The 20,133-nt window shown below is 69.9% G+C and carries 21 protein-coding genes and 1 riboswitch; of the genes, 5 read left to right on the plus strand and 16 right to left on the minus strand.

Features of this window, described 5'->3' with window-relative positions:
- Positions 1-692: 692 nt before the first annotated feature.
- Positions 693-1,694 carry a tyrosine-type recombinase/integrase gene (locus ACLQ2T_RS13570; protein ID WP_425766415.1) on the plus strand — a complete coding sequence of 334 codons (1,002 nt, stop codon included), beginning with the start codon at positions 693-695 and terminating at the stop codon, positions 1,692-1,694.
- A 175-nt stretch (positions 1,695-1,869) separates the two neighbouring features.
- Here the strand turns inward: ACLQ2T_RS13570 and ACLQ2T_RS13575 are convergent, their stop codons facing one another.
- Together ACLQ2T_RS13575 and ACLQ2T_RS13580 are read right to left on the minus strand one after the other, a co-directional pair.
- Complete coding sequence (locus ACLQ2T_RS13575; protein WP_425766416.1) at positions 1,870-2,190, minus strand: MerR family transcriptional regulator; 321 nt, start codon at positions 2,188-2,190, stop codon at positions 1,870-1,872.
- Between the two features lie 792 nt (positions 2,191-2,982).
- Positions 2,983-3,756 (minus strand): endonuclease/exonuclease/phosphatase family protein, encoded by a 774-nt coding sequence (locus ACLQ2T_RS13580; protein WP_425766417.1) that lies wholly within the window; start codon positions 3,754-3,756, stop codon positions 2,983-2,985.
- Positions 3,757-3,932: 176 nt separating this feature from the next.
- On the opposite strand from ACLQ2T_RS13580, the gene ACLQ2T_RS13585 reads away from it, so the two are divergent.
- The 3 genes from ACLQ2T_RS13585 to ACLQ2T_RS13595 are packed head-to-tail and all read left to right on the plus strand — an operon-like array spanning position 3,933 to position 6,109.
- Positions 3,933-4,712, plus strand: coding sequence for a TSUP family transporter (locus tag ACLQ2T_RS13585; protein ID WP_327025909.1), 780 nt, complete (start codon positions 3,933-3,935; stop codon positions 4,710-4,712).
- 12 nt (positions 4,713-4,724) lie between these two features.
- Positions 4,725-5,495, plus strand: a complete 771-nt coding sequence (locus ACLQ2T_RS13590; RefSeq protein ID WP_425766418.1) for a GNAT family N-acetyltransferase — start codon at positions 4,725-4,727, stop codon at positions 5,493-5,495.
- A gap of 47 nt (positions 5,496-5,542) precedes the next feature.
- Complete coding sequence (locus tag ACLQ2T_RS13595) at positions 5,543-6,109, plus strand: GNAT family N-acetyltransferase (RefSeq protein ID WP_425766419.1); 567 nt, start codon at positions 5,543-5,545, stop codon at positions 6,107-6,109.
- Here the strand turns inward: ACLQ2T_RS13595 and def are convergent.
- On the minus strand, positions 6,095-6,598 hold the full coding sequence (gene def / locus ACLQ2T_RS13600; protein WP_425766420.1) for a peptide deformylase: 504 nt from the start codon (positions 6,596-6,598) through the stop codon (positions 6,095-6,097). The two genes, ACLQ2T_RS13595 and def, sit on opposite strands and share 15 nt — an antisense overlap.
- Positions 6,599-6,629: 31 nt before the next feature.
- Positions 6,630-7,844: a chorismate-binding protein gene (locus ACLQ2T_RS13605; RefSeq protein ID WP_425766421.1), complete on the minus strand. Its 1,215-nt coding sequence runs from the start codon at positions 7,842-7,844 to the stop codon at positions 6,630-6,632.
- Between the two features lie 96 nt (positions 7,845-7,940).
- Between ACLQ2T_RS13605 and ACLQ2T_RS13610 the strand changes: the two genes are divergently transcribed.
- Entirely contained in the window at positions 7,941-8,141 is a 201-nt protein-coding gene (locus ACLQ2T_RS13610; protein ID WP_102656056.1) for a DUF5999 family protein, read from the plus strand.
- A gap of 129 nt (positions 8,142-8,270) precedes the next feature.
- Here the strand turns inward: ACLQ2T_RS13610 and gcvP are convergent, their stop codons facing one another.
- From gcvP to ACLQ2T_RS13670, 12 genes are all read right to left on the minus strand, one after another.
- Positions 8,271-11,093, minus strand: a complete 2,823-nt coding sequence (gene gcvP, locus ACLQ2T_RS13615) for an aminomethyl-transferring glycine dehydrogenase (RefSeq protein WP_425766422.1) — start codon at positions 11,091-11,093, stop codon at positions 8,271-8,273.
- Positions 11,094-11,173: 80 nt separating this feature from the next.
- Positions 11,174-11,272, minus strand: a riboswitch (glycine riboswitch).
- Positions 11,273-11,360: 88 nt separating this feature from the next.
- The gene (locus ACLQ2T_RS13620) at positions 11,361-12,218 is read right to left on the minus strand and encodes an NAD-dependent protein deacetylase (RefSeq protein ID WP_425766423.1); all 858 of its coding nucleotides are present in this window, start codon (positions 12,216-12,218) and stop codon (positions 11,361-11,363) included.
- A gap of 63 nt (positions 12,219-12,281) precedes the next feature.
- Positions 12,282-12,869: a MerR family transcriptional regulator gene (locus ACLQ2T_RS13625; protein WP_425766424.1), complete on the minus strand. Its 588-nt coding sequence runs from the start codon at positions 12,867-12,869 to the stop codon at positions 12,282-12,284.
- A gap of 194 nt (positions 12,870-13,063) precedes the next feature.
- Positions 13,064-13,528, minus strand: coding sequence for a bifunctional nuclease family protein (locus ACLQ2T_RS13630; protein ID WP_269741704.1), 465 nt, complete (start codon positions 13,526-13,528; stop codon positions 13,064-13,066).
- Positions 13,529-13,702: 174 nt separating this feature from the next.
- Positions 13,703-14,398 carry a MerR family transcriptional regulator gene (locus tag ACLQ2T_RS13635; RefSeq protein ID WP_425766640.1) on the minus strand — a complete coding sequence of 232 codons (696 nt, stop codon included), beginning with the start codon at positions 14,396-14,398 and terminating at the stop codon, positions 13,703-13,705.
- Positions 14,399-14,448: 50 nt separating this feature from the next.
- The gene (odhI, locus tag ACLQ2T_RS13640; protein WP_013733916.1) at positions 14,449-14,901 is read right to left on the minus strand and encodes an oxoglutarate dehydrogenase inhibitor Odhl; all 453 of its coding nucleotides are present in this window, start codon (positions 14,899-14,901) and stop codon (positions 14,449-14,451) included.
- Between the two features lie 216 nt (positions 14,902-15,117).
- Positions 15,118-15,498 (minus strand): glycine cleavage system protein GcvH, encoded by a 381-nt coding sequence (gene gcvH, locus ACLQ2T_RS13645; protein ID WP_425766425.1) that lies wholly within the window; start codon positions 15,496-15,498, stop codon positions 15,118-15,120.
- 54 nt (positions 15,499-15,552) lie between these two features.
- Positions 15,553-16,491: a DUF881 domain-containing protein gene (locus ACLQ2T_RS13650; protein ID WP_425766426.1), complete on the minus strand. Its 939-nt coding sequence runs from the start codon at positions 16,489-16,491 to the stop codon at positions 15,553-15,555.
- Positions 16,492-16,500: 9 nt separating this feature from the next.
- Positions 16,501-16,833, minus strand: a complete 333-nt coding sequence (locus ACLQ2T_RS13655; protein ID WP_327025898.1) for a small basic family protein — start codon at positions 16,831-16,833, stop codon at positions 16,501-16,503.
- The gene (locus tag ACLQ2T_RS13660) at positions 16,830-17,765 is read right to left on the minus strand and encodes a DUF881 domain-containing protein (protein ID WP_425766427.1); all 936 of its coding nucleotides are present in this window, start codon (positions 17,763-17,765) and stop codon (positions 16,830-16,832) included. The genes ACLQ2T_RS13655 and ACLQ2T_RS13660 overlap by 4 nt, the downstream gene beginning before the upstream one ends.
- Positions 17,762-18,388, minus strand: a complete 627-nt coding sequence (locus tag ACLQ2T_RS13665; protein ID WP_425766428.1) for a CDP-alcohol phosphatidyltransferase family protein — start codon at positions 18,386-18,388, stop codon at positions 17,762-17,764. The genes ACLQ2T_RS13660 and ACLQ2T_RS13665 overlap by 4 nt, the downstream gene beginning before the upstream one ends.
- Before the next feature lie 302 nt (positions 18,389-18,690).
- The gene (locus ACLQ2T_RS13670; protein WP_425766429.1) at positions 18,691-19,848 is read right to left on the minus strand and encodes a PP2C family protein-serine/threonine phosphatase; all 1,158 of its coding nucleotides are present in this window, start codon (positions 19,846-19,848) and stop codon (positions 18,691-18,693) included.
- Between the last annotated feature and the right edge of the window lie 285 nt (positions 19,849-20,133).

A 20,133-nucleotide genomic window follows, 5' to 3' on the forward strand; every position in this document is an offset into this window, starting at 1 on the left:
GGTCCGGGGAAGGGGCCGGACCCACAGGGATCGACCCGCGTACGCCAGCGGGCACGACCGTCACGACGCTTGGGCCCGGGCGGACGTGTTCGACGGCCGTGCCCGCGCCTGTGCGACATGGCTCACCGCAATCGCAGGCATCGAGGTGACGGGTGACGGGTGCTCCTTCTGCGCCCAGAAGGAGCACCCACCCAACCCTCGAACCAGATTCGATAATTGACATTATGTAAAGCTGACCTGAGCGGGGCTCCCCGAGAGGGCGAGCAGGCCCCCGTGCCGCCCCTACCGCAACGGTCGCGGCAACACGGGTCGACCCCCGGACGCGCCGGGAACTTACGGCCCGGCTGTCTACGCCCGCGGCAACCAGCCGGCACAGGTCGGCACGCTTTGTAGCGGCGGCGCACTACGCGCACTGCGGCCTCGGTGCGGTCGCCCTGGTTCCTGACGGCCATGGTGTGGCCAGCCCTGGTTCCTGGTCGACACCCGTGCGGCGATGGCGGGGTCCGCGCCGCCGTCACCTCGCCTTCAGGCCGTGTTGATCACCGAACTCGACGGCGGAGGCAGGGATGGCCGCGACCGCTCACGACCGAGGCGCAGGCCGGCGGGCATCCAAGCGGGTGGGGTGCCTCGATCTTCAAGGGCTACTCCCCTGGGCTTGCTGGACAATACGAAAAACATGCATAATATCCCTTATGCATGACAAATCGGACGGCGTGATCGTGGGGCTGATCGAGGCGTTTCTGACTGCGCGGGCCACTCGCAAGCCCTCCGCGCACACCCAGGCGGCGTACCGGCGGGATCTGACCGCGGTGGCGGGTCTCGCCGCGGAGCTGGCCACCCCTCCCCTCCCCCTTGCCGACCTTCGGATCGGCGCCCTCTCCCCCGGCCTGCTGCGGGCGGCCTTCGCCCGGTTCGCCGCCGACCGGGCCGCCGCCTCGATCGGTCGGGCCTGGTCCACCTGGAACAGCTTCTTCACCTTCCTGGTGGCCGAGCAGGTGGTGCCGGGCAATCCGATGCCGGCGGTGGGTCGCCCCCGTATGCCGCTCCCCCAGCCGAAACCGCTGCGGGGTGAGGACACCCCGGAGCAGCTGCTGGCCTCGGCGGCGCGGGGTGAGGGACGGCAACGTGACCCCTGGCCGGAGCGGGACGTGGCGGTGTTGGCGTTGGCGTTGTGTGCGGGGTTGCGGTTGTCGGAGTTGTTGGCTCTGCGGGTCGGTTCGCTGGGGGGTCGGCCCGGTGAGCGTCGGGTGGAGGTGGCCGGCAAGGGTGGGCGGCCTCGGGTGTTGCCGGTGGAGCCGGGCCTGGACGAGGTGCTGTCGGCCTACCTGGACAGCCGGGTACGCCGCTTCGGTGCGCGTACGGTGCGCCCGGACTCGCCGTTGTTGGTGGACCGGCGAGGTGAGCCGCTGCGTCGGGGCGGTTTGCAGTATCTGGTGGAGTCCTGTTACCGGCGGGCCGGGATCGGTGATCGGGTGCCGCGTGGGGCGCGGCTGCATGCGCTGCGGCACACCTTCGCTACCCGGTTGGCGGAGGACGGCGCGGGGGCTGCGGAGATCATGCGGTTGTTGGGGCATGCCTCGTTGGCGTCGTCGCAGACCTACATCGAGGTGACAGCGGTCCAGCAGCGGGAGGCGGTACGGGCGAACCGCACCAACCGGGCCCTGGTCGGGTTGGTGTGGTCTCAGGCCGGTTGAGTGGTCGGGATCGCCGGCAGGACTGTGGTGGTGGTCGGGCCGGAGTCCTCCTACGCGCTCGACGGACTGTTGGGTACCTACCGCCGACCTTCGCGCACCTACCGATACTCACGGGGGTGATCCGGGTACGACAAACGGTCCTCCTCATTGGCAGAGAAGGACCGTGAGGCGTGGGTCAGGCGGCGCCGGATTGCCGGTGGCGCTGGTGGTTCCGGTTCTGCTGGAGGGCTTCTTCCAGTTGGTCTTCGAGGATGATGATCCGGCAGGCGGCTTCGAGGGCCGTGCCGTGGTCGACCATCTCCCGGGCTCGTGCGGCCAAGCGCAGTTGGTAGCGGGAGTAGCGGCGGTGTCCGCCGGCGGAGCGGAACGGGATGATCAGCTTTGCCTCGTCGAGGCGGCGCAGGAAGTCCTGCGAGGTGCCGACGATCTCCGCGGCGCGGCCCATGGTGTAGGCGGGGTAGTTGTCGTCGTCGAGCACGTCGTCGGGTTGGGCCATGCATACCTCTCCATGACGAGGGCCCCGGCGAGGGAATCGCCGGGGCCCAGGGTTACGGGTTGAATACACCATCTACCGACGAGTTCGTCGGGTTCTCGTTTCCGCACCGTGCGGCTGTCAGCGACAGGCGGTGCGAGGATCGCATAAGCGTGACCGGAGACCACCTCACATTCGATGGGACTACGGTGTCCGCCGCAGAACTGCAACTGCATCCTGGCGGCGGGCGATCCAACGGCGTCCAGCCCTCCCTTTCCTCTTCTTCCGATACCTGTGGTGCTGCCCGCCGGTGTCGGAGCCCACGCAACTACACGGCCCAGACACGTACGGCGGATCTTTCCTGCGTCAGGCGGAGCCCTGAACCTGCATCGGCCCTGCCTGCGGTGCCTTGACCTGGAGTTACGTCAAGGTCTTGACCTGCGCTTACCTTGCTGTGTGCGGTGAGATGTGCTTCCACCGCTGGTGCCGAGCGAGCCGCGAGAAGTTCCGGGCCCTGCTTGATGCTCGGTCTGTTTCGTCGGCGTCTTTTACCGATCTTCGTTGTCAACGAGGGAAACCCTACCCGACCCCACCGACAATATCTAGCGGATTGGGACCAGATTTTCTCGGTGGACCGGCCATGCCCAGCAGAGGCGGTGATGTTGGCGGCGGAGCCGGACGTGTCCTCGGCTTTGGCGGGCTACGGCGGCGCGGCAGGCGCCTCTGCGGGCGGTGGCGACCGTCGGCTGATTCCTCAGTTCCGTGCGCAGGTGGGCTCCGGCTCCGATGCCGTCTGTGCGGTCACCTGCAGGTGGGTCAGCCGAGATCGACAAGCAGGGGCCGGTGGTCGGAGATGGCCGACAGTGGGGTGCGGACCGCGGTGACCGGGGGCAGGTGGGTGAAGCCGCGCCGGTCGGCCAGGGCGTGGTCGAGTTGGACGCGGGGTGCTGCGGCCGGGTAGGTGGGTCGGCGGCCGAGCAGGTGCCAGCCGGTGGTGAGTCGGGTGGCCCAGGCGGGCAGGTTGAGGTCGCCGAGCAGGATCCGTGGGGCGGGCAGGGTGCGTAGGGCGCGGACGATCTGGCGGAGTTGGTGGACGTTCCAGCCGGGGACGAAGGACAGGTGGGTGGCGGCGACGGTGAGCTGCCCGTGGGGGGTGTCCAGGACGGCGGCGAGCAGGACGCGGGGTTCGTCGCGGAGCAGGATGAGTCCGGGGCCGGGTGCGTAGACCGGGGAGCGTACGGGGGCGGCTCGTAGGCGGGTGACCTGCCAGGTGGTGACGGGGTGGCGGGAGATCAGGCCGACGCCGTAGCAGGGTTCGCCGTGGCCGTCGTCGTCGTGGGTGAGAGGGCGGAACGCTATGCCGGGGGTGCCGACCACGGCGGCGGCGAAGCGGTGTTCGTCGGCGTTGAGGGCTTGGGCGGCGATGGCGGTGAGGTCCAGGTTGCCGCTGCGGGACTGGTCGCGGTCGACTTCCTGGAGGGCGAGGACGTCGGCGTCGAGGGCGGTGACGGCGGCGGCGAGGCGGTTCGGGTCGACCAGTCCGTCGGTCAGTGATCGGCCGTGCAGCAGGTTGAACGTGGCCAGGCGCACGGTGTCACCTTAGCTACGGGGGTGGCACATTTCGGAGATGGCGAGGGGGCTGTTCTGTTCGATGTTGGTTTTTGTGGTTGTGGGGGTGGTGGGGGTGTGGGTGCGCAGGTGGCGGGGCCGGTGAGGCTGGCCACAGGTGCCCGCCTCAGAGGGGTTGTGGTGGGCAGAATGCGCGCGTGGAGCTTGATCCTTTGACCGTGTCGATCCTGCTGACGGCTGCTGCGTTGGCCGGGTGGGTGGATGCGGTGGTCGGTGGTGGTGGGTTGTTGCTGTTGCCGGCGTTGTTGGTGGCGGCGCCGGGGATGCCGCCGGCTACCGCGTTGGGGACGAACAAGTTGGCGGCGATCGCGGGTACGGCGACGGCGGCGTTGACCTTCGCCCGCCGTACGAAGATCGACTGGGCGGTGGCGGGGCCGGCGGCTGCGGTGGCGGTGGTGTGCGCGGGGGTGGGTGCGGCGTTGGCGGGTGCGGTGCCGCCGTCTGCGTACCGGCCGGTGGTGTTGGTGGTGTTGTTGCTGGTGGCGTTGTTCGTGTTGTTGCGGCCCCGGTTGGGGGTGGTGGCGGTGCCGCAGCGGCGGACCCGTAAGCGGATCGTGGTGGCGGTGTTGGTGGCCGGGTTGGGTATCGCCACCTATGACGGGTTGATCGGTCCGGGTACGGGGACGTTCCTGGTGTTGGCGTTCACCACGTTGGTGGGGGCGGATTTCCTGCAGGGTTCGGCGATGGCGAAGGTGGTGAACGCGGGTACGAACGCGGGGGCCCTGGCGGTGTTCGCGGTGACCGGGAACGTGTGGTGGTTGTTGGGTGCGGCGATGGCGGTGTGCAACATCGCGGGGGCGATGGTGGGGGCGCGGATGGCGGTGCGGCGGGGTGCCGGGTTCGTGCGGGTGGTGTTGCTGGTGGTGGTGGTGGCGTTGGTGGCGAAGTTGGGGTACGACCAGTGGCTGGCCGGCTGAGGGTGGGTGCGGGTGCGCGCGGAGCATGATCGCCGGGTGTTGGCGGGGTTGTTGGGTCGGGATCCGCGGCTGCACGCCTACGAGTTGGGTGATCTGGACGAGTTCTTCTGGCCGTACACCTCGTGGTATAGGCGGGGTGAGGCGGTGGCGTTGCTGTATCACGGGGCGCGACCGCCGACGTTGGTGGTGTTGGCGCGGCCGGAGGGGGTTGCGGAGTCGGCGGCGTTGGTGGGTGAGTTGGCGCCGGTGTTGCCGGCCCGGTTGTGGGCGCACCTGTCCCCCGGTGTGGAGCAGGGGTTGGCGGGTACGTTCCGGGTGGTGTCCTCTGGTGCGCAGCTGAAGATGGCGTTGACGGAGCCGGGCCGGTTGGCGGGTGTGGCGGCGGCCGGTGAGGTGCTGGGTCGCGAGCACCTGCCGGCGTTGCGCCGGTTGTACGAGGTGGCGTATCCGGGTAACTGGTTCGATCCGCGGATGGTGGACACCGGCAGGTACGTGGGGCTGTGGGCCGAGGGTGGGTTGGTGGCGGTGGCGGGGGTGCATGTGCACTCCCCCGCTTTCGGGGTGGCGGCGTTGGGCAATGTGACCACTCATCCGGCCTGGCGTGGTCGGGGGTTGGCCTCGGCGGTGGTGGCCCGGTTGTGTGGGTTGCTGCGGGCCGAGGTGGAGCATGTGGCGTTGAACGTGCAGGCGGACAACGGTGCCGCGGTGCGGTTGTATGAGCGGCTGGGTTTCCGTCGGGTGGCCGAGTACGGGGAGTTCGATCTGCGGGCGGTCGGCTGCTGAGGGGTTTTCGGTCGCGTCGGCGGGCCGGGGGCGGGCAGAATGCGCCGGTGACTCAGGCGACGTTGCGGACGGCCCGGTTGGTGTTGGTGCCGTTGGCGGATGAGCATCTGGCCGGTGAGATCGAGTTGGACGCCGATGCGGAGGTGATGCGGTTCCTGGGGCCGGTGCGGTCGGCCGAGCAGGTGCGTGAGGTGCATCGGCGGCGGTTGGCGGTGGCCGGGCAGGTGCCGGGGTTGGGGTTCTGGGCCGGTCTGGTCGAGGGTGAGTTCGTGGGCTGGTGGTTGTTGGAGCCGCCGCAGCGGGCCGATCAGGGGCCGGTGGCCGGGCAGGCGGAGCTGGGTTACCGGTTGGCGCGTCGGTGGTGGCGGCGGGGGTTGGGCGGTGAGGGGGCCCGGGAGTTGATCCGGCACGGTTTCGTGGATCTGGGGTTGTCGCGGGTGTTCGCGGAGACGATGGCGGTGAATGTGGCGTCGCGGGCGACGATGGCGGCGGTGGGGATGCGGTATGTGCGCACCTTCCACCAGTCGTGGCCGGATCCGTTGCCGGGCTCGGAGCTGGGTGAGGTGGAGTACGAGATCACCCGGGAGCAGTGGGAGGCGTCAGCGGCGGGGTGAGTGGAAGCGTCCGGCGCGGATCTCGCGTAGGGCGCGGCGGCGGGCCTCGCCGTGCAGGGTGTCGACGTAGAGGCGGCCGCGCAGGTGGTCGGTTTCGTGTTGCAGGGCGCGGGCGAGGAAGCCGCTGCCGGCGATGGTGAGGGGTTCGCCGTGCTGGTCGTAGCCGTGGGCGGTGGCGTGCAGGGCGCGGGGGGTCGGGAAGTAGAGGCCGGGGATGGACAGGCAGCCCTCGTCGTCGTCCTGGAGTTCGTCGGACAGTTCCAGGGTGGGGTTGATCATGTGGCCGCGGTGGCCGTCGGCGTCGTAGACGAAGACCTGGGCGTTGACGCCGATCTGGGGGGCGGCGACGCCGGCGCGGCCGGGTTTGCCGAGCAGGGTGTCCATCAGGTCGGTGACCAGGGCGCGTAGTTCGGTGTCGAAGCTGGTGACCGGTTCGCTGGGGGTGCGTAGTACCGGGTCGCCGATGATGCGGATGTCGCGCAGGGTCATGGCGAAAGGCTAGTCGGTGGGTGGTGGCTGGTCAGTGCAGGGCGGCGCGTACGGGGGTGGTCTTGGCGGCGGCTTCGGCGACTTCGGCGTAAGGGTCGCTGTCTGAGGTGATGCCGCCGCCGGCCCAGACGTGGACGGCTTCGCGGTCGACGGCGGCGGTGCGGATGGTCAGGCCGAGGTCGATGTGTCCGGGGCTGATCCAGCCGAGGCCGCCCATGCTGGCGCCGCGGCCGACGGGTTCCAGGGCGGCGATGTGTTGCAGGGCGGCCAGTTTCGGGGCGCCGGTGACGGAGCCGCCGGGGCAGACGGCGCGGAGCAGGTCGGCGAGGCTGAGGCCGTCGGCGGCTTGGGCGCGGATGGTGGATTCGGCTTGCCACAGGTCGCACCAGCGGCGTACGGCGAACAGGTCGTCGACGCGGACGCTGCCGGTGGCGGCGATGCGGGCCAGGTCGTTGCGTTCCAGGTCGACGATCATGATGTGTTCGGCGCGTTCCTTGGCGGAGGCGAGCAGGTCGGCGTGGCCGGCGCGGGTGGCGGGTCGGGTGCCTTTGATGGGGCGGGTGGTGAGGGTGCCGTGGTGGACTTCGATGAGGGTTTCCGGGCTGGCGCAGCCGATGGCCCAGTCGGGGCCGGTGAGGACTCCGCCGTAGCGGGCGCCGGGTAGTCGGCCGAGGCGGGCCAGGGCGGGTAGCGGGTTGCCGGCGTAGGGGGCGGCGGCGTGGCCGACGAGGTTGACCTGGTAGACGTCGCCGCGGGCGATGGCGTGGCGGACCTGCTCGACGGCGGTGGCGTGTTGGTGTGGGGTCCAGCTTTCGGTCCAGGGGCCGCGCCACCAGCCGGTGGTGGGGGTGGCCGCCGGTGGTGGGGGGGTGTCGGTGTGGCCGTAGACGACGACGGCGATGTCGGGTAGGTCGGCGGGGCTGGGTGGGCCGGGGGTGCCGCCGACCATGAGGGTGCCGGCGGTGGCGGAGACGTAGAGGGCGGCGCCGCAGATGGTGTGGCTGTGGTGGCCGGGTGTGGGGCGGGCGAGGTCGTGCAGGGGTAGGCCGTGGTCGGTGAGGAAGTCCTGGATTCCGGTGGCGGGGTCGCCGCCGTCTGCGGGTCGCCATTGCCAGCGGGCACGTTCGGTGAGGTGGCCGCGACAGGTGGTGGGGGTGGCGGGTGGATCGACCACCATATGTGGGAGCGCTTCCACGACGTCCGGGTGAGGGGTGTTCATCCGTTCAGTGGATTTCCCACGCACCACGCGCAGACCTGCTCGATGCCGCGTGCTTCCGCTTGGTACTGTGCGTCACTGGTCATGTGAACCATGACACAGTACCCCCACAGTCCGGAGAACCCGATGTGCCAGCACCAACCCACCTGCCCCTCCGCCGACGCCACCGACCGGGAAGCCGCCAAGGCCATCGCCGGTTTTCCTGAGCAGGGCTGGAGCCTGCTCTGCAACGGCGTCATCGTCTTCGAGGACACCGGCGAACTGCTGCCCGACGGCAGCAGCATCGCACCGCACCGCGGCCCCGCCCGACACGCCCTCGCCGCCTGAACCGACCACGATCAGTCACGACCTTTCCCGCGTCGCCCCAGGCTAGTCCCCCACCCCGGCGCCGGTCGCAACCAGGTCGGCGTACCGCCGGGGGCGGCGCCAGCCCGCCCCCGGGGCACACCCTGCACGTCAGTCCTCGTAGGCCTGCGGTGACGGGCACGAGCAGACCAGGTTCCGGTCGCCGTAGCCGCCGTCCACCCGCCGCACCGGCGGCCAGTACTTCGCCACCCGGTCCACTCCGGCCGGATAGCCGCCCACCGACCGCGGGTACGGGTGCGGCCACTGGTCACCGGCGACCATCGCCGCCGTGTGCGGCGCGTTGACCAGCGGATTGTCATCGGCCGGCCACTGCCCCGCCGTCACCGCGTCGATCTCCGCCCGGATGGCGATCATCGCATCGCAGAACCGGTCCAGCTCGGCCAGATCCTCACTCTCCGTCGGCTCCACCATCAAGGTGCCGGCCACCGGGAACGACATCGTCGGGGCGTGGAACCCGTAGTCGATCAGCCGCTTGGCCACATCGTCGACACTGATCCCGGCTGCCTTCGTCAACGACCGCAGATCCAGGATGCACTCGTGGGCCACCAGCCCCTTGTTGCCGGCGTACAGCACCGGGAAGTGCCCCCGCAGCCGCACCGCCACATAGTTGGCCGCCAGCACCGCCATCCCGGTCGCCCGGGTCAGCCCCTGCGCGCCCATCATCCGCAGGTACACCCACGGGATCGGCAGGATCCCCGCCGACCCGTATCGGGCCGCCGAGATCGCCGGCCGCCCCTGCACCTGCTCACCGACCGGGTCACCGGGCAGGAACGGCGCCAGGTGTGCCCGTACCGCCACCGGACCCACCCCCGGGCCACCCCCGCCGTGCGGAATGCAGAAGGTCTTGTGCAGGTTCAGGTGCGACACGTCCGCCCCGAACCGGCCCGGCTTGGCGAACCCGACCAACGCGTTGAGGTTCGCCCCGTCGACGTACACCTGCCCGCCGGCGTCGTGGACCTTCGCGCACAACGACGCGATGCCCGTCTCGTACACCCCGTGGGTCGACGGGTACGTCACCATGATCGCCGCCAGGGTGTCGGCGTGGGCCTCGATCTTCGCGTCCAGGTCGACCAGGTCGACGTTGCCGTCGGCGTCGCAGCCGACCACCACCACCCGCATCCCGGCCATCACCGCGCTGGCGGCGTTGGTGCCGTGCGCCGACGACGGGATCAGACACACCGTGCGGTGGCCCTGGCCCCGGCTGAGGTGGTAGGCGCGGATCGCCAACAGGCCCGCCAACTCCCCCTGCGAACCGGCGTTGGGTTGCACACTGACCGCGTCGTAGCCGGTGACCTCCGCCAACCAGCCCTCCAACTGGGCGATCATCGTCCGGTAGCCGGTGGTCTGCTCCGCCGGGGCGAACGGATGCAGGTGCGCGAACTCCGCCCAGCTGATCGGCTCCATCTCCGTGGTCGCGTTGAGTTTCATGGTGCACGAACCCAACGGGATCATGCCCCGGTCCAAGGCGTAGTCGAGGTCGGCCAGACGCCGCAGATACCGCAGCATCGCCGTCTCCGAATGGTGGCTGCGGAACACCGGATGGGTCAGGAAATCGGAGGTACGGGCCAACCCGGCCGGCAACGCCGAAGCCACCTCACCCTCGATGCCGGGCACCTCGAACGCCGCCCACACCTGCGCCAGATGCGCCTCGGTGGTGGTCTCGTCGCAGGAGATCCCCACCCGGTCCTCGTCGACAAGCCGCAGGTTCACCCCCCGCTCGGCCGCCGCCGCGACCACCCGCACCGCCGCACCCGGCACCGTCGCGGTGACCGTGTCGAAGAACGACACCTCGGCCACCTCGACCCCACCGGCCCGCAGACCGGCAGCCAGCCGCGCCGCCATCGCATGGGTACGGGTCGCGATGCGCCGCAACCCGTCCGGGCCGTGGTAGACGGCGTACATACCGGCCATCACCGCCAGCAGCACCTGCGCGGTGCAGATGTTGCTGGTCGCCTTCTCCCGCCGGATGTGCTGCTCACGGGTCTGCAACGCCAACCGGTACGCCGCCTCCCCGGCGACGTCCCGAGACACCCCGACCAGCCGGCCCGGCAACATCCGCTCCAGACCCCGCCGGACCGCCAGATATCCGGCGTGCGGCCCACCGAAGCCCATCGGCACCCCGAAGCGTTGGGTGGTGCCCGCGGCGATGTCCACCCCGATCTCCCCCGGCGGACGCAGCAGCGTCAACGCCAGCAGGTCCGCCGCGACGGTCACCAACGCCCCGACCGCATGGGCGGCCTCCACCAGCCGGGCATGATCACGCACCGCCCCGGAGGCCCCCGGATACTGAAGGTGCAGGCCGAAGAACTCCGCCGGCAAATCGTCACGATCCACATCGACGATGCGTACCTCGATACCGAGCGGCTGCGCCCGGCCGGTGATCACCGCGATGGTCTGCGGCAGGGTGTCGGCGTCCACCACGTACACGGCGCTGCGGCTCTTCGACGCCCGCCGCGCCAAGGTCATCGCCTCCGCCGCCGCAGTGCCCTCATCCAGCATGGAGGCGTTGGCGGTCGCCAGGCCGGTCAGGTCCGACACCATCGTCTGGAAGTTCAGCAACGCCTCCAACCGGCCCTGACTGATCTCCGGCTGATACGGGGTGTACGCGGTATACCAGGCCGGGTTCTCCAGCACGTTACGGCGGATCACCGCCGGGGTGTGCGTACCGTGATACCCCAACCCGATCATCGACACGGCGACCGTGTTGCCGCCGGCCAGGGCCCGCAACTCGGCCAGGGCCTCCGGTTCGCCGGCCGGCTCCGGCAGATCCAACCGGCCGTGCCAGCGGATCACCTCCGGAATCGCCGCGTCCATCAACTCGTCGATCGAGGCGTACCCGACGGTCTCCAACATCCGGCGCTCGTCGTCCGGGCCGGGACCGATGTGACGGTCGGCGAACAGGTCCGTGGTCATGGGTGAGGCTCCCGCACAGGTGGGGGGTCGACAGGGCGGCCCTCCCCCTCTGTCGCACCCACGGGGCGCTCCACAGTGCCTGTCCCGACGCGGTCCTTTTGCCTGAGAGGTTCCGGGGAGGATTTGCCCCTTCGGCGCCGACCCGGCCACGCCAGGACGGTCTCTCCCACGCGGGTACTACGGCACGATCAACGCTACCAGCGCCCTCCCCACCCGCACACACCGGCGGGATCGGTCAGCCGCAGGCCACCGCCACCGGCGGCACCGTCAACCCGGCAGCGTCACCCCGGCGCCGGCGGCCAGCCGGTCGGCCAGGGCCGGCAACACCCGCCCCAACGGCGCGTCCACCCGCAGCAGAGCCAGCCCGTCGCCGCGCGTCGCCCCCTGGTTGACGATCACCACCGGGGTGCCGGCCCGCGCCGCCGCGGTGACGAACCGACGCCCCGACAACACCGTCAACGACGACCCCAACACCAGCAGCAACCGGGCCTGCGCCACCATCGCGAAACACCGCCGCACCCGCCCCGCCGGCACGGTCTCCCCGAAGAACACCACGTCGGGCTTGAGCAACCCACCACAGGTCACACAGTCGACCGTACGGAACCCGGCCACCTGCGCATCATCGAGATCCACATCACCGTCCGGGTTGATCGCGGCGGCCCGGCCGGTGAAGTCCGGATTCACCCGACGCAGCCGACCGTCCAACTCCTGCCGGGTACTGCGGTCCCCACACCCCAGGCAGACCACCGCGTCGAGCCGCCCGTGCAACTCCACCACGTCCCGACCACCGGCCGCGGTGTGCAGCCCGTCCACATTCTGAGTGATGATCCCGCTCACCAGACCGGCCTGCTGGAGCCGGGCCACCGCCCGGTGACCGTCATTCGGCGCGGCCTGCGTCATCAACCGCCACCCCAGATGACTACGGGCCCAGTAACGGCGCCGGGCCTGCGGGTCGCCGACGAACATCTGATACGTCATCGGGGTGTGCCGACGGGCCACCCCACTGGGCCCCCGATAGTCCGGAATACCCGACTCGGTGGACAACCCGGCTCCGCTGAGCACCACCACCCCGCCGCCGGACACCAGCCGGGCCACCGGGTCGATCACATCCTCCACCCGACCCATGCTGCCTCAGACCGACAGGTCACGACCAACCGCCGCCCCTGGGAACGGATCGCGCAGCGGGGGTCAGCCGGCCCGGCGTCGTGCCCGGCGGGCGGCCAACTCGTCACCCACCGCCGGTTCCTGCGGCTGCTCCGGCTCCACGGCCACCCCCGCCGGCTCCGCCGGCAGATGCGACAACGAACCCTGGATCTCCTTGAACGCGCCACCGATCGCGATGCCGAACACCCCCTGGCCGCCCTGCAACAGGTCGACCACCTCCTCCGGCGACCGGCACTCGTACACCGTCGTCCCATCGGAGATCAACGTGATGCCCGCCAGGTCCTCCACCCCACGCGAACGCAACGCCTCGATCGCCTTACGGATGTTCTGCAACGACACCCCGGCGTCCAACAGCCGCTTCACGACCTTCAACACCACCAGGTCCCGGAACGAGTACAACCGCTGGGTACCCGAACCCGAAGCGTCCCGCACACTGGGCACCACAAGCGTCGTACGCGCCCAGTAATCCAACTGCCGGTAGCTGATGCCCACCGCGTGGCACGCCGTCACACCCCGGTACCCCACCGCACCGTCACTGTCAGTCGCCGAACCGGGCGTCCCACCCGGCTCGTCCAGCCCCGTAACCGGATCGGAATCCTGCGGCTCGTGCATCCGGACAACCTCCCCGTCAGTGCGGCGACACGTCTTTCGAGACGCGCGCCCCTCGACACGGGCAACCCTATAGCGACCTTCCAGGGTTACCACGGAGAAACCATCGCGACACGCCGCGCATCGACAGCGATCAGCGTCACCATCACCGACAGTCACCAACGGTGGCCGCCAACGGCACCACCGGCGAGGGACACTCAGCCGGCGAAATCCTCCGGACGAACCTGATCCAGGAACTCCCGGAACTTCTCCACCTCGTCCTCCTGCTCATCGGGAATCACGATCCCCGCCTCACTGAGGACCTGCTCCGCACAACGAATCGGCGCACCGACCCGCAACGCCAAAGCGATCGAATCACTCGGCCGCGCCGAGACCCGCACCCCATCACCGATCAACAGATCAGCGAAGAACACGTTCTCCTTCAGCTCAGTGATCTCCACCGCCCGCAACGGCGCCTTCAACGCCGCCAACACATCCCGCAGAAGATCGTGGGTCAACGGCCGGGCCGGCTTGACACCCTGCTGCTCGTAAGCGATCGCCGTCGCCTCGACCGCGCCGATCCAAATCGGCAGATAGCGGTCCCCCTCGACCTCCCTGAGCAGGACGATCGGCTGGTTGCTGGGCAGCTCCACCCGAACCCCGACCACGCTCAGCTCGCGCACCGCCGCCTCCGTGTCGTTGTCACCTACGCCGCACCGCGCCCTTCCTAGCACGGTACACGGACCGCGACACGGCCGTGCCGTGCGCTTCCCGCACCAACAACCGCGCCAGAAGAGGGGTTACCCCCGCAAGCCTACGCCACGCACGCCCAACCGATCCGGCCCCACACGGCCACCTCAACGCCCCAACGTCGACCGCAACCCCACCCGCACCAACGCCGCATGCAACTGCTGAGACAACGCCACCAACTCCCGCGCCGTCTCCGCCGCCCGAGCCCGCGCCGCCGGATCACTCTGCCGCACCAACGGCGCCACCAACTGCGCGAACAGACCGACCTCCCGATCCGCCGCCGTCCGATAACCCCGCAGATGCCGCGGCTGGAACCCGTACGCCGACAACCCCGCCACCGCCCCCGCGATGATCAACGCATCGCCGTCGTACCAACCCGGCGGATCCGACACCACCAGCCCCAGCCGCTCCAACTCCCCCAACGTCGCCTCGTCGATCCCACTGCGCGACACCAACTCCGACCGGCCCAGCCGCACCTGACCCGACTCGTGACCAGCCTCCCGGCCCGGCAACTCACCATCCGGACCCACCGCCACCAACGCCGGCCGGGACCGCTCCGGCAACTCCCCCGAAGCCTCCCAACCCGCCAACTGCTCACGGATCACCCGCAACGGCAGATACTGGTCCCGCTGCGCCGTCAACACGAACCGCAACCGCGCGACATCATCCCAGCTGTACTTCCGGTAACCCGACGCCGTCCGCTGCGGCTCCACCAGGCCCTCGGCCTCAAGAAACCGCAACTTCGAAATGGTCACATCGGGAAAATCCACCCGCAGCTGCGCCAACACCTCGCCGATACTCATCAACGGCTGGGCGCGACCCGCCCCGGACGGCGTCGAGGCCGCAGGCTCGTTCACCCCCGGCCGGCCTCGCCCTCAGGGCGCGGACCGGCGATGAACACCACCCGGAACTTGCCGATCTGCACCTCGTCACCGTTGGTCAGCGTCGCCGCCTCGACCCGCTCCCGGTTCACATACGTGCCGTTGAGACTGCCCACGTCCCGCACCGTGAACGTCCCACCATCCCGGTGGAACTCCGCATGCCGACGCGACACCGTCACATCATCGAGAAAAATGTCACTGTCCGGATGCCGCCCGCTGGTCGTCACATCGTGATCCAGCAAGAACCGCGCACCCGCATTCGGACCCCGACGAACCACCAGCAGCGCCATACCCGGCGGCAACGAACCGGACATCCGGCTCGGTACCACATCGGTGTCCGGCCCCTCCAGCGCTTCTTCGAGCGAACCGAGATTGAGCGTCGACGTGACGTCGAGCGGGGGGAACTCGTCGCCTGGGCGAGTCATTGGACCACCTCACGGATCAGTTTCGGTCGGCGTCGGGGAAACGGCGGGTCTGGCCGCCGGGCGTTCACCCACCCGGCGGCTGGCTCTCCATGCCCCGAAAGGCTTGTCCACGACGCACGACACATGGATTCTCGGTCGACTGGGCGAGCCTAGCCAGCGCCGAAAAACAGGGCAACCGGACGCGCGGCACACACACCAACCCGCCGGCACAGCAACTCAGCTCTCCGTCAACTCGCGATACGCGTCCGCGGTGAGCAGCCCGTCGACCGCCGCCGGATCCGCCGCGGTGATCTCCACCAACCAACCCGACCCGTACGGATCCGTGTTGATCACCTCCGGGGTGTCGACCAACACCTCATTACGCGCCGACACCGTCCCGGCCACCGGGGCGTACAACTCCGACACACTCTTGGTCGACTCGATCTCACCCAACGACTCACCGGCCGCCACCGTCGCACCCGGCTCCGGCAACTGCACGTACACGATGTCGCCCAGCGCATCCTGGGCGAAATGAGTGATGCCGACCCGCAAGGCACCGCCCTCGACGGCAGCGACCCACTCGTGCTCAGCGGTGTAACGCAGATCCTCAGGAATCACCAGCGTCCTCATCCATCGCGACACCGGACCTCACCGATGTCGGCCCACCGACCACTAACCGACCGGACGGGCGTGTTCCAGCCTTGCGGGCACGTGCAGCGCCGAAACCTCGGCAACCTCACGATCCTCAACGATCACGTTACCGCCGTCCTGCGCCACCGACGCCACCACCCCACCAGGAATGTTCAGCCCCGTACGCATCGTCGCCGGATCACCGATCACCGTGATCGTGAACGGACCCGCCAACGGACGTCCGTCCACGATCAACGAACCGTTCTCCCCGTCCAGGAAGTACGTCGAGGCCACGATCCGCACCGACGCCCGATCCCCACCGGAGATCTGCATCGCCTCCGCGCCCGCACCCCGCAACTCCTGCACCGCGTCCAACACCCGGATCGCCGAGATCGGCTTGGCCCCCGCCTGGAACCGCACCGCCAGACCCGGCCCCCGCGCCGGCAGAGTCCCCGCCAGGATCCCCAGCTCATCCGCCCGCCGGGTGGCCTCCTCCAACGCCGCCTGACGCCCCTGCTCACCCGAACGCAACTGCCGCTGACTCTCCTCCAACGCCGAGATGTCCTGCCGCAACCGGATGTCCCGCGCCTCCAGGTCGTACAGAATCCGGACCAGATCCTCCTGACGCGCCGCCGCCAACGACGAATCCGTCGAGGTGGTCTTCAACTGCACCGCCAGAGTGAACCCCAGCAACCCCAGCAACACACCGATCATCACCGTCGCGGACCCGAACCGACGCCAACCCGCCGCCGCCACCGCACCCGACCCGTCAGCAGGCTCCTGCACCTCAACCGGATCCGGCCCGTCGTCAGCCGGCCCCTCATCCCCGGCCGGCGGCTGACCCTGCGGCGACAACGGACTCAGCTCATCCGGATCCGGCGCATCCGGCCGCGGATCCGGCTCACCCGCCGGACCATCCGGCCGCCCCGGACCCGCCGGCCTCGGCCACCCCGTACCAGTCTCGGTGTGCTCGTCACTCACGCCACAAACCTACGCCCGGAACAGGTGCCGGCGGATCGCCGCCACGTTACTGAAAATGCGCACACCCAACACGACCACCACACCGGTCGACAACTGCCCACCCACACCCAACTGATCACCCAGATACACGATCAACGCCGCCACCAGCACATTCGAGATGAACGACACCACGAACTGCTTGTCGTCGAAGATGCGGTCCAACTTCGCCCTGACCCCACCGAACACCGCGTCCAGCGCCGCCACCACCGCGATCGGCAGATACGGTTGCAACGCCGCCGGCACCGTCGGGTCCAACCACAGACCGAGCACCACACCGGCCAGCAGAGCCAGCACCGCGATCATCGACCACCTCCGGAGGGACTGGGGGACGTACCCGAGCCGGACGACCCGTCACCCGACGGCGACGAACTCGAACTCGGACTCACCGCAGGCTCCGCGTAGCGTAGCCGCGGCTCCGGCGCCGCAGGCAACGTGAGGTCATCGACCTCCCGCACCCCGAACGACAACCCGGTGTCCTGCGCCACCTTGCGCATCGTCAACGCACTGCGACTCGACTCGTACTGCTTACGCATCGACCCCGGACCGATCGCCGACACCTCGTACGGCCCGGTCACCGGCCGGAAATCCACCAGAATCGCCTGACCCGCATTGCGGATCGTCGAGGTCGCCGTCAACCGCTGCCCGTTGATCGCGATCGCCTCCGCCCCGGCACCCCACAGATCGTTGGCCACCCCCTGCAGGTCGCTGTAGAGCACCTGCGACGGACCGACATTGGCCCCGCTCAGCGAATCCTGACCCGCCGGCCCATCCGCCAACCGCACCACCAGACCATCCCCGCGCACCCGCCCCAGACCCGTACTGGCCTCCAGGTTGCGCAACCGCGCCGCCCGCGAACCACCCAGCGCCGCCTCCCGCTGCCGGGTCACCTCCTCGCGCAGCTGATCCGCCCGCATCGACAACGCATCCGTGTCGGCCTGCCGCTGCTTGATCTGCGCCACCAACCCGGAACGGGCCTGCGCCCGACCCGGCTCCTCGGCCGTGGTCTGCCGGTACGCCACCGCGAAGAGAAACCCCAGCAGCACGATCACCGCCAGACTGACCGGCCCCACCCGCCAACCCGGCCGGGCCGCACGCCCATTACGCGCCCGGGCCGCCGCCGCATCCGCGTAACCCGCATCCAGCGGATTACGGAACAGCTCGGTGAGGAAGTCGGGAGTGAAGGTCCGCCCGCCGCGCTGACCGGAGCCGGCGTCGTCACCCACGCGTTCGCTCATGCCTCTCCTCGACCACGTACCGCCCGCACCAACTGCCGCGCCTGGATCACATAGAAGGCGCCGGCCACCCAGTAGAGCACCAGACCCCACCACGCCAGGCCCCAGCCCACCGGGCCGGCGACCGCCGTGGTGGCCGACACGGTCGCGGCCAGCAGCAGGATCGGGAAGGCCGCCAGCAGCAGGAAGGTGGCGGTCTTGCCGACGTAGTGCACCGGCGGCGGGCCGTAGCCGTGCCGACGCAGCACCCCCAGCGACACCAGCAGCAGCAACTCCCGGGCCAGCAGGGCGGCGGTGAACTGCCAGGGCACCACGTCCCGGGCCGTGAAGGCCACCAGGATGGCGAGGATGTAAAGCCGGTCGGCGAGCGGATCGAGCAGCTCACCCAGGCGGCTGACCTGACGCAACCGGCGGGCGATCCAGCCGTCCACCCAGTCGCTGGTACCACCCGCGGCCAGCACCACGATCGCGGCCACGTCCGCCCGGGCCACCAGGAACAGGTAGAGGAACAACGGGACGCCGAGCAACCGGGCGAAGCTGATCAGGTTCGGCACGGTCAGCACGCGGTGCTCACCACCGGGATCGGCGGCCTGGAGTTGCTCCGTGTGAGCGGGCCGACGCGACACCGAACCTCCCCTTGCCGCACACCCGGCCACCGCGGGCCCCTGGTCCGCCGGCAGTCGTGCGTGCTGTCCCGTCGGCTGACGCCGACGCCCCCTGCGATCCCCGATCGGGATCTCCCCTGGCCCTGCCGTCCGTCGTCGATGATCACGGGCCGGCTGAATGCGCTGCCACTATATCGGGCCGCGGTGGGTGCTTCGCTGTCCAGCGCTCTCGCGGCGGGTGTCTGGTGTCGGTGTGAGGGTGGTCACCATCGGTAAGGCATCCTAGGATGATGGGTGGCAGGGTTGGATGAACATGGGCCGGCTCAGGAGTCGGCGCCGTGCCAGTCCAGGCACACCACGACCGCGTCGTCGCGCAGATCCGCGTCGGCGTGGAAGGCCTGCAACTCGCGCATCACCGTGCCGACCGCCTCCCCCGGGGGCTGCAACCGGGTGGCCCGCATGGACCGGGCCATCGCCCGCTGGCCGTAGCTCTCCCGGCCACTCGGATCGGCGCCCCACACCCCGTCGGAGACCACGAACAGCCGGTCCCCCGGATCCAGGTCGAACTCCTGCAGGTCGTACCGGGTCTCGGCGAACATGCCCAACGGCAACTGCTGCTCCAGGTCCAGCCGGGTCACCGCACCGCCCCGCACCCGCACCAGGTGCGGCGAACCCGCGTCGACCGCCCGTACCCGACCCGTCGCCCAGTCCAGTTCCAGCAGCACGGTGGCCACGTGCCGATGCCCCCGATGCTGGTAGTAGACCGTGTCGGAGGCCAGTTCGGCCTGCTCCACCAGTCCGCCGCCGGAGCGGCGGGCGTTGCGCATGGCGTTGACCGTCACCGCGGTCAGCAACGCCGCGGCCAACCCGATGCTGTCGCCGTTGAGCACGGTGACGGTCAGCCGGTCGTCGTTCAACGACCAGTCGAAGTGGTCGCCGCTGACCGTGTACGCCGGTTCGAGTTGGCCGGCCAGATGGAACGCCTCGTGGCGCAGGCCCCGCCCGGGCAGCAGTTCCCACTGCAACTCGGCCGCCATGCTCAACCGCTCCCGGCGGCGGGCCCGCCGGTAACGGTCGGTCTCCCGGTCGGCGGCCCGCAGGGCCATGGCCACCTCACCGGCGATGTCCACCGCCCCGGCTAGGACCTCCTTCGAGGGGGTCTGCGGCAGTTCGACCATCAGGACCCCCAGCCGTTCACCCCACACCGTCAACGGCAGATAGAGCTGGCAGCGGCCCCCGGGGTCACCGCCGCGCACCGGCTGCTGACTGCTGAAGCAGCGCCGCAGCTGGCCCTGCCCCGCCACCTGCGGCTGTCGGGAGTCGAGCACCGGCCACAGACCCTCGATCCGGTAGTCGGCGACGAAGACGGCGGTGGCGCAGGCGCCGAGCACGGACCGGATGGCCCGGTCGGCGGCCTCGACGACCCGGTCGGGCGGAGCCTCGCGCAGGGCGCGGGTGATCCCCGTGAGCGCATCCGCCATGACGATCCTCCGAAATTACTTGCCTTGGGGCAAGCATCATACGGAGGTGGGGTGGACCCGCAGTCACCCGGCCGACAACACCGGCACCGCACCGGCAAAAGGGGATCCGGTCGCCGGTGGGACACCGCGCCGATCCCCTCCGATGTGGACCGGCACCGGCCGGTCAGCACCGACGGTGCGCGCATCCAGGACCCGGCTCCATCGTGGCCGGGGCAGGAGAAGGGCCCGCAGGCCGATCAGCACGGGCGTACCGGTCGGTCGGGCTGTGCCATCGACAACCCTGCT

This window comes from Micromonospora sp. DT229 (assembly GCF_049844505.1).
Lineage (GTDB): Bacteria > Actinomycetota > Actinomycetes > Mycobacteriales > Micromonosporaceae > Micromonospora.

What these genes read in the sequence shown, in the direction of transcription:
- ACLQ2T_RS13570 (WP_425766415.1), top strand. Translation starts at nt 693, where the DNA reads ATGCATGACAAATCGGACGGCGTGATCGTGGGGCTGATCGAGGCGTTT.
- ACLQ2T_RS13575 (WP_425766416.1), bottom strand. Translation starts at nt 2,190, where the DNA reads ATGGCCCAACCCGACGACGTGCTCGACGACGACAACTACCCCGCCTAC.
- def (WP_425766420.1), bottom strand. Translation starts at nt 6,598, where the DNA reads ATGACCCTGCGCGACATCCGCATCATCGGCGACCCGGTACTACGCACC.
- ACLQ2T_RS13610 (WP_102656056.1), top strand. Translation starts at nt 7,941, where the DNA reads ATGTGCCAGCACCAACCCACCTGCCCCTCCGCCGACGCCACCGACCGG.
- gcvP (WP_425766422.1), bottom strand. Translation starts at nt 11,093, where the DNA reads ATGACCACGGACCTGTTCGCCGACCGTCACATCGGTCCCGGCCCGGAC.
- ACLQ2T_RS13620 (WP_425766423.1), bottom strand. Translation starts at nt 12,218, where the DNA reads ATGGGTCGGGTGGAGGATGTGATCGACCCGGTGGCCCGGCTGGTGTCC.
- ACLQ2T_RS13625 (WP_425766424.1), bottom strand. Translation starts at nt 12,869, where the DNA reads ATGCACGAGCCGCAGGATTCCGATCCGGTTACGGGGCTGGACGAGCCG.
- ACLQ2T_RS13635 (WP_425766640.1), bottom strand. Translation starts at nt 14,398, where the DNA reads ATGAGTATCGGCGAGGTGTTGGCGCAGCTGCGGGTGGATTTTCCCGAT.
- odhI (WP_013733916.1), bottom strand. Translation starts at nt 14,901, where the DNA reads ATGACTCGCCCAGGCGACGAGTTCCCCCCGCTCGACGTCACGTCGACG.
- ACLQ2T_RS13655 (WP_327025898.1), bottom strand. Translation starts at nt 16,833, where the DNA reads ATGATCGCGGTGCTGGCTCTGCTGGCCGGTGTGGTGCTCGGTCTGTGG.
- ACLQ2T_RS13660 (WP_425766427.1), bottom strand. Translation starts at nt 17,765, where the DNA reads ATGAGCGAACGCGTGGGTGACGACGCCGGCTCCGGTCAGCGCGGCGGG.
- ACLQ2T_RS13670 (WP_425766429.1), bottom strand. Translation starts at nt 19,848, where the DNA reads ATGGCGGATGCGCTCACGGGGATCACCCGCGCCCTGCGCGAGGCTCCG.